This window comes from Aeromicrobium wangtongii (genome assembly GCF_024584515.1).
Lineage (GTDB): Bacteria > Actinomycetota > Actinomycetes > Propionibacteriales > Nocardioidaceae > Aeromicrobium > Aeromicrobium wangtongii.
This window is the reverse complement of the sequence record NZ_CP102173.1, coordinates 723946-737305: the sequence shown is the minus strand read 5'-3', so window position 1 is coordinate 737305 and position 13360 is coordinate 723946. Positions and strand designations below refer to the sequence as shown.

17 protein-coding genes and 1 tRNA gene are annotated in these 13360 nt (G+C 69.2%); 8 read left to right on the top strand and 10 right to left on the bottom strand.

Translation table 11 applies throughout. The features are described from left to right. Positions 1–13: 13 nt before the first annotated feature. A complete protein-coding gene (ilvA, locus tag NQV15_RS03720) occupies positions 14–1204 on the bottom strand; it encodes a threonine ammonia-lyase (RefSeq protein ID WP_306459361.1) in 1191 nt (396 codons plus the stop codon). Between the two features lie 69 nt (positions 1205–1273). On the opposite strand from ilvA, the gene NQV15_RS03715 reads away from it, so the two are divergent. Then, complete coding sequence (locus tag NQV15_RS03715; protein WP_232398258.1) at positions 1274–1711, top strand: MarR family winged helix-turn-helix transcriptional regulator; 438 nt, start codon at positions 1274–1276, stop codon at positions 1709–1711. 12 nt (positions 1712–1723) lie between these two features. Here the strand turns inward: NQV15_RS03715 and NQV15_RS03710 are convergent, their stop codons facing one another. Continuing rightward, the gene (locus NQV15_RS03710) at positions 1724–2056 is read right to left on the bottom strand and encodes an MmcQ/YjbR family DNA-binding protein (RefSeq protein ID WP_232398257.1); all 333 of its coding nucleotides are present in this window, start codon (positions 2054–2056) and stop codon (positions 1724–1726) included. Continuing rightward, complete coding sequence (locus NQV15_RS03705; RefSeq protein WP_232398256.1) at positions 2053–3153, bottom strand: AI-2E family transporter; 1101 nt, start codon at positions 3151–3153, stop codon at positions 2053–2055. The genes NQV15_RS03710 and NQV15_RS03705 overlap by 4 nt, the downstream gene beginning before the upstream one ends. A 166-nt stretch (positions 3154–3319) precedes the next feature. Here NQV15_RS03705 and msrA point away from each other — a divergent pair, with 166 nt between their 5' ends. Beyond that, positions 3320–3955, top strand: coding sequence for a peptide-methionine (S)-S-oxide reductase MsrA (gene msrA, locus NQV15_RS03700; protein ID WP_232398255.1), 636 nt, complete (start codon positions 3320–3322; stop codon positions 3953–3955). Positions 3956–4000: 45 nt separating this feature from the next. Here the strand turns inward: msrA and NQV15_RS03695 are convergent, their stop codons facing one another. Beyond that, positions 4001–4474, bottom strand: coding sequence for a DUF4279 domain-containing protein (locus NQV15_RS03695; RefSeq protein WP_232398254.1), 474 nt, complete (start codon positions 4472–4474; stop codon positions 4001–4003). A gap of 179 nt (positions 4475–4653) precedes the next feature. Here NQV15_RS03695 and NQV15_RS03690 point away from each other — a divergent pair, with 179 nt between their 5' ends. The 3 genes from NQV15_RS03690 (at position 4654) to NQV15_RS03680 (ending at position 6610) form a co-directional block, all read left to right on the top strand. Beyond that, positions 4654–5238 carry a mismatch-specific DNA-glycosylase gene (locus NQV15_RS03690; RefSeq protein WP_232398253.1) on the top strand — a complete coding sequence of 195 codons (585 nt, stop codon included), beginning with the start codon at positions 4654–4656 and terminating at the stop codon, positions 5236–5238. An 80-nt stretch (positions 5239–5318) separates the two neighbouring features. Then, on the top strand, positions 5319–6092 hold the full coding sequence (locus NQV15_RS03685; RefSeq protein ID WP_232398252.1) for an NmrA family NAD(P)-binding protein: 774 nt from the start codon (positions 5319–5321) through the stop codon (positions 6090–6092). A gap of 83 nt (positions 6093–6175) precedes the next feature. Further along, on the top strand, positions 6176–6610 hold the full coding sequence (locus NQV15_RS03680) for a VOC family protein (RefSeq protein ID WP_232398251.1): 435 nt from the start codon (positions 6176–6178) through the stop codon (positions 6608–6610). Here the strand turns inward: NQV15_RS03680 and NQV15_RS03675 are convergent. Then, entirely contained in the window at positions 6594–7988 is a 1395-nt protein-coding gene (locus NQV15_RS03675; RefSeq protein ID WP_232398250.1) for a cytochrome P450, read from the bottom strand. The two genes, NQV15_RS03680 and NQV15_RS03675, sit on opposite strands and share 17 nt — an antisense overlap. 156 nt (positions 7989–8144) lie before the next feature. Between NQV15_RS03675 and NQV15_RS03670 the strand changes: the two genes are divergently transcribed. Then, entirely contained in the window at positions 8145–9083 is a 939-nt protein-coding gene (locus NQV15_RS03670) for an SGNH/GDSL hydrolase family protein (protein WP_232398249.1), read from the top strand. An 87-nt stretch (positions 9084–9170) separates the two neighbouring features. Here NQV15_RS03670 and NQV15_RS03665 read toward each other — a convergent pair whose 3' ends face one another. Together NQV15_RS03665 and NQV15_RS03660 are read right to left on the bottom strand one after the other, a co-directional pair. Then, positions 9171–10022 (bottom strand): Bax inhibitor-1/YccA family protein, encoded by an 852-nt coding sequence (locus NQV15_RS03665; protein WP_232398248.1) that lies wholly within the window; start codon positions 10020–10022, stop codon positions 9171–9173. A 136-nt stretch (positions 10023–10158) separates the two neighbouring features. After that, entirely contained in the window at positions 10159–10677 is a 519-nt protein-coding gene (locus NQV15_RS03660; protein ID WP_232398247.1) for a DinB family protein, read from the bottom strand. Positions 10678–10694: 17 nt separating this feature from the next. Here NQV15_RS03660 and trmB point away from each other — a divergent pair, with 17 nt between their 5' ends. Then, entirely contained in the window at positions 10695–11414 is a 720-nt protein-coding gene (gene trmB / locus NQV15_RS03655; RefSeq protein ID WP_232398246.1) for a tRNA (guanosine(46)-N7)-methyltransferase TrmB, read from the top strand. 5 nt (positions 11415–11419) lie between these two features. Continuing rightward, a complete protein-coding gene (locus NQV15_RS03650) occupies positions 11420–11800 on the top strand; it encodes a hypothetical protein (RefSeq protein ID WP_232398245.1) in 381 nt (126 codons plus the stop codon). A 1-nt stretch (position 11801) separates the two neighbouring features. Here the strand turns inward: NQV15_RS03650 and NQV15_RS03645 are convergent, their stop codons facing one another. The 3 genes from NQV15_RS03645 to NQV15_RS03635 all read right to left on the bottom strand — a co-directional run bounded on the left by NQV15_RS03645 (position 11802) and on the right by NQV15_RS03635 (position 13360). Next, positions 11802–12263 (bottom strand): GNAT family N-acetyltransferase, encoded by a 462-nt coding sequence (locus NQV15_RS03645; protein ID WP_232398244.1) that lies wholly within the window; start codon positions 12261–12263, stop codon positions 11802–11804. A gap of 11 nt (positions 12264–12274) precedes the next feature. Further along, positions 12275–13255: an aldo/keto reductase gene (locus NQV15_RS03640; protein ID WP_232398243.1), complete on the bottom strand. Its 981-nt coding sequence runs from the start codon at positions 13253–13255 to the stop codon at positions 12275–12277. 31 nt (positions 13256–13286) lie between these two features. After that, positions 13287–13360 (bottom strand) — tRNA-Leu (locus tag NQV15_RS03635).

Here is a 13360-nt window from a genome sequence, read left to right as displayed (position 1 = left end):
CCCCACGCGGGGCTCAGAGCAGCTCGTAGCCGTGGTCCCGCAGGCGGGCGATGACCTCGTCGCGGTGCTGCGGGCCACGGGTGGCGACCTGGATGTCCACGTCGACCTGCCGGACGCCCAGCAGCTCCGACGAGCGGTCGTGGTTGACGGTCAGCACATTGACCTGGAGCCGCGCCAGGTCGCCGAGCAGACGCATGAGCTCGCCGGGACGGTCGCCGATGCGCACACGCATCGTCAGGAAGCGTCCCCCGGCCGCCAGACCGTGCCGGATGACGTCCAGCAGCACGAGGGCGTCGATGTTGCCGCCGGACAGCACCGCCACGACGGGTCCCTCGAACGCATCGGGCCGCTCCAGCACGGCGGCGACCGCGGCAGCCCCCGCCGGCTCGACGAGCATCTTGGCCCGCTCCAGCAGCGAGATCAGCGCCCGGCTGAGTGACTCCTCGCTGACCGTGATGACCTCGTCGAGCAGGGAGGCCAGGATCTCGAACGGCATGTCTCCCGGCTGGGCGACCGCGATGCCGTCCGCCATCGTCACCCCCATCGTGGCGGCCAGCGGTTGGCCCGCGGCGATCGAGCCCGGATAGGCCGCCGCGTCCTCGGCCTGCACCCCGATGATCCGCAGGTCGGGCCGCTCCGTGCGCAGCAGCGCGATGCCCGCGGCGAGCCCGCCCCCGCCGAGCGGGACCAGGATCGTCCGGACGTCGGGGCACTGCTCGAGGATCTCCAGGCCGACCGTCCCCTGGCCCGCGATGATGTCCTCGTGGTCGAAGGGGTGGATCAGGACCGCACCTGTCGTCTCGGCGAATGCCTTGGCCGGTACCAGCGCCTCGGTCACTCCCGCGCCGCGGAACTCGATGTCGGCGCCGTACCCCTGGGTCGCCGCGACCTTCGGCAGGGCCGCACCGACCGGCATGAAGATCGTCGCCTTGGCGCCCAGCATCGATGCGGCGAGCGCAACGCCCTGGGCGTGATTTCCGGCGCTGGCCGCGACGACACCGCGCGCACGCTCCTCGTCGCTGAGCCGGGCGATGCGGACGTAGGCCCCGCGGATCTTGAACGATCCGGTCCGCTGCAGGTTCTCCGCCTTCAGGAAGACGTCCTGGCCCGTGCGCGAGCTGAGCCATCGGGAGTGCGCCATGGGGGTCGTCTCGGTCACGCCGTCCAGCAGCTTGCGGGCGGCTCGCACATCGCTCAGGTCCACTCCGACAGCGTAGTCCGAAGGTGTCATACGACACTTGGTTGCACCCAGCAACTGACATATGCTTGCGTCATGCAACCGGCACCTGCAGTCGTCGAGAAGCCCTCGGCCGAGGACGTCGTTCTGCGGATGATGCTGGCCATGAATCGGCGGTTCCGGGCACGCGTCGACGGCGACGTCGTCGACGCCTCGCAGGCCGGCGTCCTGCACGCACTCAAGGCCAAGGGCCCCATTCGGCTGGGCGACCTGGCAGAGGCCATGCACCTGGACGCCTCGACGGTCAGCCGCCACGTCCAGCAGCTGTGCGACCGCGGGCTGATCGAGCGCGGTCCCGATCCGCAGGACGGCCGCGCGCGCATCATCGCGATCTCCGATGCCGGCCGGGACGGCCTCCGCTGCAGCTTCGACCTGCGGCGCGCCGTCATCACCGAGGCGATGGCCGACTGGACCGACGAGGAGCGCGATCGTCTGCGCGACGACCTGCTGCGCCTGGACGAGTCACTCGGTTAGCTCTGAGACGATCTAGGGCCGGTCGCGCGCCGGGAGCTTGTCGACGATCAGGTCGTACGAGTCCTCGATGAGCTCTTCGAGCAGGCCGGACGGCAGGTCACCGGTGAGCCGCACCGTGATCCAGTGCTTCTTGTTCATGTGAAAGCCGCGCGTGATCGCCTCATGCGTCTCCACGAGACCGGTGACATCGGCGGGCTCGGCCTTCAGGTTGATGCTCTCGACGTCCGTGACCCCCGTGAGGGCGAAGATCTTGCCGCCGACCTTGTAGACCGCGATCTCCTCGTTGAACGGGAAGCTCAGCTGGGCGCCTGGCATGGCCGCGCAGAACGCGTGGACGTCCGTCACGCCGGATCGGGTCCGAGGTCGACCTCGCCCTCGGGTTCGTCCTGGTACTCCCGCGCGCCGGCCACCAGGTGTCGCACGACCCCGTTGAGGCATGCGGCCAGCGGAACGGCGATCAGCGCGCCGACGACACCGGCCACCGTGACGCCGGCGGCGATGGCCAGGATGATCGCGAGCGGATGGACGGCCACCAGCCGGCCCATCAGGAACGGCTGCAGCACGTGCGCCTCGATCTGCTGGACCGCGATCACGACCAGCAGCATGATCAGGGCGGTCCAGGGCCCCTGCGCGACGAGCGCCACCAGCACCGCGACCATCCCGGACAGCAGCGCGCCGATGATGGGGACGAACGCGCCGAGGAACACCAGCACGCCGATCGCCAAGGTCAGCGGGACGCCGAGCAGCCACGCGCCCAGCGCGATGCCGACCGCATCGGTGAAGGCAACGATGACGGTGGCCCGCACGAAGGCGGTCAGCGAGACCCAGGCCGTGTGGCCCGACGAGTCGACGCGGGCGCGGGCGGTGCGCGGGAACAGGGCCACGACCCAGCTCCAGATGCGTTGCCCGTCGTAGAGGAAGAAGAACGAGGCGAACAGGGCGATGAAGAATCCGGCGACGAGGTGCGTCACGGTGTCGCCGACCTCACCGACCCGAGTGAGGATCGTGGTGTCGCTGGACGCGATCGACTGCTTGACGTCGTCGACCCAGCCCTCGATCTGGGTGTCGCTCAGGTCGAGCGGCCCGTCCTTCGCCCACTCCTGCACCTGCGAGATGCCCTCGACGACGTTCGACCGCAGATCGCCGGCCTGCGTCGAGAGCTGCTGCCCGACCAGGGCCAGCATGCCGAAGAACGCCAGGAGCATCGTGATCACGACGATGAACGTGGACAGCAGGCGCGGGAGCCCCCGAGCGTTCAGCCAGTCGACGACGCTGATGGTCAGGGCCGTGCCGAGCAGGGCCACCGCCAGCGGCACCGTCAGCTCGGAGAAGTACCGCAGCAGCCAGATCCCGAGGGCGCCTGCTGCCGCGATGACCAGCAGCCGCCACGCCCATTGCGTAGCGATCTCGACGCCCGGCGGCACCTGATATCTGTCGCTCACTGGCTCACACTCCTTCTGGCAACACTAACCGGCGGAACACCTCGGGGCTGTGATGAGTTGTAACCGACGCCGTGTCGCACGTCTTGCCCACCCGTCGCCCGCGAGGGCGCTCGGACAGGAGCGGGACGCGGCGCGGTCCACAGAGTCCCGTTGAAAGGTGGACGTCATGATTTTTGGTCGCAACAAGTCCGAGCTGCCCACGCCCGAGAGCGCCCTGCCGGGCCGCGAGGGACGTCCGTTCCAGGTCGGTGGAACCCATCTGGCCCTCGGGACCCCCGTCGAGACCCAGGCACCGGATGGTTTCGAGGTCGCCGTGTTCGGCCTCGGGTGCTTCTGGGGCGAGGAGAAGACGTTCTGGGAGGTGCCCGGCGTCTGGTCGACCTCCGTCGGCTATGCCGGTGGTCAGACCCCGAACCCCACGTACGAGGAGGTGTGCACCGGCCGTACGGGTCACGCCGAGGTCGTGCGGATCATCTTCGACCCGACCAAGGTCTCGTACGCCGACCTGCTGAAGGTGTTCTGGGAGAACCACGACCCCACGCAGGGGATGCGCCAGGGCAATGACCGCGGCACGCAGTACCGCTCGATCATCCTGACCACGACGCCCGAGCAGCAGGCCGAGGCCGAGGCGTCCCGCGATGCCTACCAGAAGCAGATGACTGCGGCGGGCTACGGCGAGATCACCACCTCGATCGTGCCGCTGGAGCACTACTACTACGCGGAGTCCGAGCACCAGCAGTACCTGGTCAAGAACCCGTTCGGCTACTGCCCGCTGCACGCGACCGGCGTCTCGTACGCCTGATTGACCGATCCTGATGCATCGCGACCGCATGCCGATCGCGATGCATCAGCTCATGCTCATCGGCCACCCATACTCGTCGACGTCGATCGACGCACCCATTGACACCAGCAGCTCGAGCGTCTCTGCCTCCAACGACCACCCCAACATGTGATGTTGACCGGGCATCTTCTCCCAGGTGTGACCGTCTTCGTCGAACGCCACTTTCTCCTCGGCCTGACCGGCCTCGTCGTTGAAGTACCTGACGATCAGGAGCGTCGCGTCAATGACGTCCGCGTCAACAAGCTCCCGAATCCGGGCCGCCGCCGGGGCAACCCGATCAAGGACAGTGGCGACCAGCGTGTCGAGATCGAGCCCTGGGGTTCGGCAGACGACCTTCCAGGAGTGGCCCGCCGGACGTACGGGATCGAGCTGTCTACTTCCGCGAACCGTGACCTCGTCTGGTTCCACCGCGAGATGGGCAGCCATCTCGACGGACGACATCGACTGGCTGCGCAGCGCGAAGCAGGCGTATTGGCTCATCCGCATGGGTGGTTGCCGGCGGGTCCGCATCCATGTGGGTCGTTGCACGAACGAAAGACTAGTAGCGGCGCTCGCGCCACAGGGCGCTTTGTCGCGACCCGCCACCGTGCGATCCTTTCCGATCTGGAGGATTGAGTCGTCAGACCGGCCGAGGTCCTGCCGGACGCTACGGTCGGGGCATGGGGTTCTCACGGGCTGAGCTGGAGTCGTTCGCGGGGCGGACGATCCCGGACCTGGTCCCTGAGGACCTGCGGCTGCTGTTCGTCGGCATCAACCCCGGTCTGGTCAGCGCCGCGACCGGCCTGCACTTCGCCCGGCCCGGCAACCGGTTCTACCCGGCTCTGCGGCTCGCCGGCATCCTGCCCGACGACGTCATGACCCCCGAGGACGCCGCGCCTGCCCTGCTGTCGCGCGGCGTGGGGATCACCAACATCGTGGCCCGGGCGTCGGCGCGGGCCGACGAGCTGGAGAACGACGAGCTTCTCGCGGGACGGACGCGGCTCGAAGCCTTCGTCGAGCAGCATCGTCCGCGGGTCGTCGCGCTGGCGGGGATCACCACGTACCGGATCGCCTTCGCCGAGAAGAAGGCCCGCGCCGGCCGTCAGGAACGGACGATGGGCGGCGCGCAGGTGTGGGTGGTGCCCAATCCCAGCGGGCTCAACGCCCACGAGACCGTCACCACGCTGGCTGCCGCCTACCGTGAGGCCGCTGTCGCAGCCGGGGTCGTCGCGGACGCTGCCGGCCAGGCCGTGTCCGAGGCCTGAGCAACGGCCGGCATCCCGTCGAACAGTCATAGGCTCGATTTCACCCGCCTCTGCGCGGCCCCTATCGAACAGGACCACTCATGCCCATTGCCGTCACCGCCGCCACCGGACACCTGGGCTCGCTCGTCGTCGACGCGCTGCTCGACCGCGTGCCGGCCTCCGAGATCGTCGCCGTCGTGCGCGACGCCGCCAAGGCCCAGCCCATCGCCGACAAGGGCGTCGAGGTCCGCATCGCCAGCTATGACGACCGCGAGGCGCTCGACGCGGCCCTCGTCGGCGTCGACAAGGTCCTGCTGATCTCGGGCAACGAGATCGGTCAGCGCCCCCGCCAGCACGCCAACGTCGTCGACGCCGCGATCGCCCAGAACGTCAGCCTGCTGGCCTACACGAGCGCGCCGTCTGCCGACACCTCCACGCTGCCGGTCGCGCCCGAGCACCTCGAGACCGAGAAGTACCTCGCCTCCAGCGGGATCGAGCACGTCCTGCTGCGCAATGGCTGGTACCACGAGAACTACCTGCCGTCGGTGGAGTCGGCCGCCCAGACCGGGACGCTCCTGACCAGCGCCGGCGACGGCAAGATCTCCAGCGCCGCCCGCGCAGACCTCGCCGAGGCCGCCGCGGTCGTCCTGACCACCGATGCGCCGCTCAAGGCGGTCTACGAGCTCGGCGGCGATGTCGCATGGACGCAGGATGAGCTGGCCGCCGCGATCTCGGAGGTCATCGGCGAGCCCGTCTCCGTCTCGCAGGTCACCCCCGCGCAGCAGGTCGCGATCCTCAAGGATGCCGGTGTCCCGGAGCAATGGGCTTCGCCGCCGCCTCGGACGTCTCGATCAGCAAGGGCGAGCTCGAGGTGACCACGGGCGACCTGCACGATCTGCTCGGCCGCCCGACGATTCCACTCGTGGACGGTCTGCGCGGGCAGAAGTAGTCTCACCGGATGGAGCAGCGCATCAGCCTCATCACGCTCGGCGTCGCCGACCTGGAGCGGTCGCGGCGCTTCTACGAGGACGGGCTGGGGTGGACGAAGGGCAACCCGGAGCCCGAGGTCGCCTTCTACCAGCTCACGAACGGACTGGTTCTGGCGCTCTGGGGCCGCGACGACCTCGCGGGCGACGCCCGGGTCGCCGACACCGGCGCGACGTTCAGCGGCATCACGATCGCCTTCAACACCCGCACCCACGACGAGGTCGACCAGGTGCTGGCCGAGGTGGAGGCCGCCGGTGGCACGATCCTCAAGCCGGCCGCGGAGCAGGACTGGGGTGGCTACTCGGGGTACTTCGCCGATCCGGACGGGCATCCCTGGGAGGTTGCCTTCAACCCGTTCTGGCCGATCGACGAGAGCGGACGCGTCCGTCTCAGCGACGCGGGCTGAGCCAGAGCTCGAAGCCCTCGGGCATCAGGGTCAGCCGCTCGGTGATCCGCAGCTCGTACCCGGGGTCTGGGGTGAGGTCGTAGCGGCGCAGCACGCGGGCGAGCACCAGAATCGCCTCGTGCAGGGCGAACTGGCGTCCGATGCACGACCGCTCCCCCGTCCCGAACGGCTTGTAGCTGTGGGCCACCCGCCCGCGGGACCGCTCGGGCGAGAACCGGTCGGGATCGAACTCGTCGGCGTCCGGGCCCCAGACAGCGGGATCGCGGTGCACCATCGGCAGCATGACCAGCGCCCAGTCCTGAGGCCGCATGACGTGTCCGGTGCTGAGCGTCGTCGTGGCGCGGGGGCTGCGGGCGAAGGCCGGGGCCGTCGGCCACAGGCGCAGCCCTTCGTCCAGCACGCGGCGCAGATACCGGAACTTGGGCACCTGCTCGAAGGTCGGCTCCGCGTCACGGTCCGGGCCGAGGATGCGGTCGACCTCCTCGTGCGCCGTGGCCATCAGCGCCGGATTGCGCGACAGGTAGTACAGGGCGAACGACAGCGCGCCGGAGGTCGTCTCGTGACCGGCGACCAGAAAGGTCAAGATCTGGTGCCGGATGTTCAGGTCGTCCAGCTTCTCCCCGGTCTGCGGGTGCGGGGTGTCGAGCATGATGCCCAGCAGGTCATCCTTCTTCGCGGCGCCCTCGGCCCGTCGCTCCGCGATGATGTCGTCCAGCAACCGGTCGACGTACGCCTGGTGATGGGCGTTGCGCTTGTCGATCCGGCGGGCCATCAGGGCCGAGCCCGGCATCGCGTTGAGCGACCCCTTGCGCTGACCGGCTCGCAGGGCCGCGATCATCGCCGGGATGAACGGGTGGGGCTCGGCGCGGCTGAAGGAGCCGAAGTCGTGGCTGAACGCCGTCCGGCTGATCGTCTCCATCGTGAGCCTGGTCATGTCGGCCGCGACGTCGACGGGGCCGGTGCCCGCGTCCCACGAGTCGAACAGCTCCTGCGCCGCTGCGAGCATGATCGGGTGGTAGCCCCGCATCGAGTCGCGGGTGAAGGCGGGACGGAGCAGGTCGTGCGCGAGCGCCCAGTCGGTCTCGTCGTTGTACGCGGTGAACAGGCCCGCCCCGGCGAACTCCCGCAGCGCGACCAGGGCCGGCGAGAGAGCCTTCTGGAACCGCGACTCGTCCGCGAGCTCGGCGGCCAGCTCCGCGCTGCTCACGAAGACGAACTTCTGGTCGAACACGTGCAGCTCGAAGATCGGTCCGAGACCTCCCGCGCGCCGCATCGTGCTCTGCAGCGGCTGGGCGGGATCGGCACCCAGGACGTCACCGACGACCGGGCGGCGTCCGGGCGGATGCGGGAAGTGCTGCCCCGACCAGTCGTTGCGCATCCGATCCCCTTCGCCCCGGATACTGTTGGTATCCGAAATCGACCGTAGCACCGGATTGGCCGGAGCGACAAGGGCTCGCGCGCTCCTCGCGGGACAGCCATCTCACTGCGCCCCTCCCGGACGCGGCCCGGGACCAGCGCACCCTAAAATCCTTACATGGTCCGTCCCCGCCGAGCTGCCGCCACCGCACTGATCGGAGGGGGAGCCACTCTCTCGGGGTTCTACGGATTCCTGATCGGCGAGGCCATGCTGGCGCGCCGTGCCATCGGCACGACAGACGCCCGCCCCCCTTCCCCGGATGCCATCTACGGCGACGACCTGCCCGGCGCCCCGATCCGCCTGCTGGTGATCGGTGACTCCGCCGCGGTCGGTTACGGCATGACAACCGCCGATTCCACTCCGCCGGCCATGCTGGGCATCGGGCTGACACATGTCATGGACGCCCCCGTCGAGGTGCGCAGCCAGGCAGTCGTCGGCGCCCAAACATCCGAGCTGATGGGCCAGATCGAGCGCGAGGCCGACTTCGAGCCGCACGTCGCGGTGATCGTCGTCGGCACCAACGACGTGACGCACCAGGTGCCGCCCAGCACCTCGGCCCGCCTCCTCGGCGACGTCGTCCGCCACCTGGTCGACTCCGGCTGCGAGGTCGTGGTCGGAACGACTCCCGACCTGGGCACCATCCGCCCGATCATGCAGCCCCTGCGCGCGGTCGCTCGCCGGTGGAGCCGCAACCTGGCCCGCAAGCAGACCATCGCGGTGGTGGGTGCCGGCGGTCGCGCCGTGTCCCTGGCCGATCTCCTGGGCGACCTGTTCGTCGAGAACCGCGACATCATGTTCGGGCTCGACAACTTCCACCCGTCCGAGCGGGGCTACGCCAACATGGTCTCGGTGCTGGTTCCGGCCGTCGCGGCCTCGCTGCGCGAGAAGAACCGCCTGCTGGCCTACGCGAGCTACCCGACGACCGAGCCGCCCCGCGACCTCATGTCGGTGCACGCGGCGGCTGCGGAGGCCGCCGAGAACGCAGGCACGCAGGTCGTCCAGGAAGCGGGCCACGGCCGGCGCTGGGCCACCGTGCTGCGGCGGCGCCGCGCCTGATCACCTGTTCGTTCGACACCTGCCTGGAACAGACCGATGGCCGGCCCCCTCGCGGGAGCCGGCCATCGTCGTGGGTGGTGCTGCAGATCAGTTGTCTCCACGCAGGATCGCGAGGATGCGCAGGATCTCGATGTAGAGCCACACGAGCGTGACGGTCAGGCCGAAGGCCACTCGCCAGGACTCGCGCTCGGGCAGTCCGGCCTCGATGCCCTTCTCGGCGTAGTCGAAGTCCATGATCAGCATGAAGGTCGCGTAGACCACCAGGGCGCACGAGACGAGCAGGCCGAGGGTGTTGAAGCCCCGCAGGCCGCCGGACTCGAAGACACCGGTGACGCTCAGCAGCAGGTTGATCAGCAGGACGCCGACGATCGCGAAACCGGAGATCGTCATGATCTTGCGGAACTTGTCGGTCACCTGGATGTTGAAGAACTTGTACGCCGCCAGGGTGCCTGCGAAGGCCACGACCGTGCCGAGCACGGCCTGGAAGACGATCGAGGTGTCGCCGACGTAGGCCGCGATGACCTTGGAGAAGGCACCGATGAACACGCCCTCGAACACCGCGTAGGCCAGGACCAGCGCGGGGCTGATGACCTTCTTGAACGAGTTGACCAGCGCCAGGACCAGGCCGACGAGCGCGCCGACCATGGCGAAGGTCGCGGCCTTGCCCATCGTGGCCTCGCCGGTGGTCGGGTCGATCACGTCACCGATGGCGAACCAGGTGACGGTTGCCGCCACGGTGAGCAGGGCCAGGGTCAGACCTGTCTTCTCCACGACGGAGTCGATGGTCATGCGTCCGACGCCCGGCTCGGTGTGGGTCGGCGACGAGACGGGCGAACCGTTCAGGTCGACCTGCCACTGGGACGGATCGTTGACTGTTGTCGCACTGCCGCGACCGTTGAACTCGGCGCTGCGGGCGAAGACAGGGTTGCTGCTCTTCATTATTTCCCTCCGTGGGATGGCTCCGAAAAGGTGGAGTCGTTACGTCTACTCTACCGAACGCCCGTGACAGCCTTTTTGATCCCGCTTGACTGGTTGGGTTGTGCAACGTTCATAGCGGGCGAACGGGTGCGACGCGTCAGCCGCGGACGTCGTGCAAGTGGTGGACGATGTCGTGCACGAAGTACTGCGCGAGCGTGCCGACGGTGAAGGTCGAGCCGTTGCTGCGACGACCCGTCCGGTTCCACTCATCGGCCAGCACGCCGTCGAACGTCGCGGCGATCGCCCGGCCGGCCGCGACCAGCTGTGTCGAGACCTCCGACGGCAGCTGCGATGCATAGTCGTCCTCGAGCGCCGTCTCGTCCTGGTCCCAGTTGGCGAACAGCGGGTCGTCCTGGGTCAGCATCATGCGCGCCCGCTGGTCGAACATCACGAAGACGTCGCGGACGTGGCAGGCGTATTCAGTGGGCGACCACATCGCTGGGGCAGGCCGCACCCGCGCCTCGGCCCGCCGCAGGACGTCCTCCCACCGCGGCAGGTCCGCCAGCACCCGCGCGGACACCTCGGTCGGCACGACCTCCCCTGCCGCGAGGCCACAGTCGGGACACGGGCGCTCGAGCACCCAGGTCCAGTCCTTCGTGTCGGGATCGATGTCCACACGTCTAGGCTAGCGCGGTGGAACCGACGCAGTACCGGACCGAACCCGTCTCCTTCGCCCGCCGCGGCGGGCGACTCAGTGAACGGCAGCAGGCCGCGTGGGACGCCGTGGCCCAGACCTACGTCGTCGAGGTGCCCGACAACGGGATGAGCACATCGGTCGATCCCGACTACGTCCTGGACGCCGAGGCGCTGTTCGGGCGCAAGGCCCCGCTCGTGGTCGAGATCGGCAGCGGACGCGGCGACGCCCTCGTCCATGCGGCGCAGGAGCACCCCGAGATGGACTTCCTGGGCCTGGAGGTCTACGTCCCCGGCGTCGCCCAGACCCTCGTGACGATGCGCCACCTCGGCGTCCACAACATCCGCCTGATGGTGGTCAACGCCGCCGAGGCGCTGCGCACGATGATCCCCGAGGGCTCGGTGCACGAGCTGCGCATCTGGTTCCCCGACCCCTGGCACAAGAAGCGCCACCAGAAGCGTCGCCTGATCACGCCGGAGTTCGCACGGCTCGCCGCCCGGGTCCTGGAGCCGGGCGGCATCTGGCGACTGGCGACCGACTGGCAGGACTACGCCGACCAGATGCTCGAGGTGCTCGAGCAGAGCCCCGACTTCGAGTTCTCCGGCACCTGGGCGCCGCGCTTCGAGGGGCGGCCGGTCACGCGGTTCGAGGGCAAGGGACTCGGCGTCGACCGGGAGATCCGAGATCTCGTGGCGGTACGCCGCGACCCCCTAGGATGATGCCCGTGGACCTGACGAACGCGGAGAAGCTGCGCATCAGCGAGGGATTCGTCGTGTGGATCATCGGGACGTCGATCGAGGAGCTGTCGCTGCTCGATCCGATGCCCGAGAGCGCCACCATGATCGAGGTCCGCGACGAGGAGGAGCCCGAGTCGGTCGACGCCGCCGTCCTGTTCGCCAGCGACCGGACCTCGCTCGCCGACAGCTTCGACGACGTCCTGCCCCAGCTCGGATCGATTCCCGTCGTGTGGATCGCCCACCCCATCGGCGAGGACGACATCGACGAGGACGCGATCCAGGAGCTCACCGCCGACTACGGCTGGTATGCCCACGAGTCGGTCATCCTGGACGACGCCTGGGCCGCCCTGCGCATCGAGCAGGACTAGCTCAGGCACTGCCGGCCAGCGCGAGCCGGCTGATCCAGATGCCGGGAGGCACCCGGACGTCCGCCTCGTGGGCGAAGCCGTGCTTGCGGTAGAGCGACACGGCAGGCACGTTGTCGCGACCGGTGGTCACCAGGACGCGGCGACCCGACGCGCAGGCCACGACCCGGCCCAGCAGCGCGGACCCGATGCCGCGACGCATCGCCGCGGGACCGATCATGAGCTTCTCGATCTCGAGGTGGCTCTCAGTCTCCGACCACGCGACGGCGCCGACCAGGTCGACACCGTCCCACGCCAGCACCCAGCGGCCCCGCCAGGCGGCCAGCTGGTGCTGGTCCTCCTGGAGCGGCGGCAGCCTGTGGTCCCCGATCAGGTCCGCCTCGACGGCATAAGAGGCCCGCTGCAGCGACAGCACCGCCCGGGCCAGGTACGGGTCGCCGGCGGGGTCGGGCGACGAGAAGATCACCTCGCCAGCGCCTACCAGCGCGGGTGGATCGCGTCGCGCAGCAGGCGGTCGTAGATGTCACGAACGCCGGCGTCGAAGCCGTCCGGCAGGGTGACGTCCGCCGCCGCTGCGTTGGACTGCGCCTGGCTGACGTTGCGTGCGCCGGGGATCGCGGCGGTCACGCCGGGCTGTGCCAGGATCCAGGCGATCGCGGCCTGGGCGGGGTGGACGCCCTCGGGCACCAGATCTGCGAACTCGCGCGCGGCCTGCACACCCGTCGCGAAGTCGACGCCCGAGAACGTCTCGCCCACGTCGAAGGCCTCACCGGACCGGTTGAAGGTGCGGTGGTCGTCCGCGGCGAACGTGGTGTCCTCGCTGTAGCGGCCCGACAGCAGGCCCGATGCCAGCGGCACCCGCGCGATGATGCCGACGCCGGCCTCGCGGGCGGCCGGGAGCACCTCGTCCAGCGGCTTGAGCCGGAAGGCGTTCAGGATGATCTGGACGCTGGCGACGTGGGGCCGGGCGATCGCCGTCAGTGCCTCGTCGACGGTCTCGACGCTGACGCCGTAGGCGGCGATGACCTTCTCCTCGACCAGCGTGTCGAGTGCGTCGAAGACCCGGTCGTCGGAGAACACGGCCGTCGGCGGGCAGTGCAGCTGCACCAGGTCGAGGGTGTCGACCCCCAGGTTCTGCCGCGAGCGATCGGTCCACTCGCGGAAGTTCTCGAGCGTGAAGTGCTGCGGGTCCTGCTCGGCCCGGCGGCCCATCTTGGTCGCCACGAAGACGTCCAGCTCAGGACGGCTGCGCAGGTACTCCCCGATCAGCTGCTCGCTGCGCCCGTCGCCGTAGACGTCCGCGGTGTCGAAGAAGGTCACCCCGCCGGCCACAGCAGCGTCCAGCACCTCGATGGCGTCCTCACGGGTCACGTCACCCCAGTCGGCGCCGAGCTGCCAGGTTCCGAGACCGACGATCGAGACGTCTCGTCCGGTACGTCCCAGTGTGCGTGTCTCCATGGTGTTCGCTCCCTCGATAGATGTCCCTGGGTGCTCCCGGTGGGGGTCGAACCCACACTGTGACGGGTTTAAGCCATCTGCCTCTGCCAATTGGGCTACGGGAGC

Coding starts and splice junctions, on each gene's coding strand:
- NQV15_RS03715 (WP_232398258.1), top strand. CDS start 1,274: ATGCAACCGGCACCTGCAGTCGTCGAGAAGCCCTCGGCCGAGGACGTC.
- msrA (WP_232398255.1), top strand. CDS start 3,320: ATGATTTTTGGTCGCAACAAGTCCGAGCTGCCCACGCCCGAGAGCGCC.
- NQV15_RS03695 (WP_232398254.1), bottom strand. CDS start 4,474: ATGAGCCAATACGCCTGCTTCGCGCTGCGCAGCCAGTCGATGTCGTCC.
- NQV15_RS03690 (WP_232398253.1), top strand. CDS start 4,654: ATGGGGTTCTCACGGGCTGAGCTGGAGTCGTTCGCGGGGCGGACGATC.
- NQV15_RS03685 (WP_232398252.1), top strand. CDS start 5,319: ATGCCCATTGCCGTCACCGCCGCCACCGGACACCTGGGCTCGCTCGTC.
- NQV15_RS03680 (WP_232398251.1), top strand. CDS start 6,176: ATGGAGCAGCGCATCAGCCTCATCACGCTCGGCGTCGCCGACCTGGAG.
- NQV15_RS03675 (WP_232398250.1), bottom strand. CDS start 7,988: ATGCGCAACGACTGGTCGGGGCAGCACTTCCCGCATCCGCCCGGACGC.
- NQV15_RS03670 (WP_232398249.1), top strand. CDS start 8,145: ATGGTCCGTCCCCGCCGAGCTGCCGCCACCGCACTGATCGGAGGGGGA.
- NQV15_RS03665 (WP_232398248.1), bottom strand. CDS start 10,022: ATGAAGAGCAGCAACCCTGTCTTCGCCCGCAGCGCCGAGTTCAACGGT.
- NQV15_RS03640 (WP_232398243.1), bottom strand. CDS start 13,255: ATGGAGACACGCACACTGGGACGTACCGGACGAGACGTCTCGATCGTC.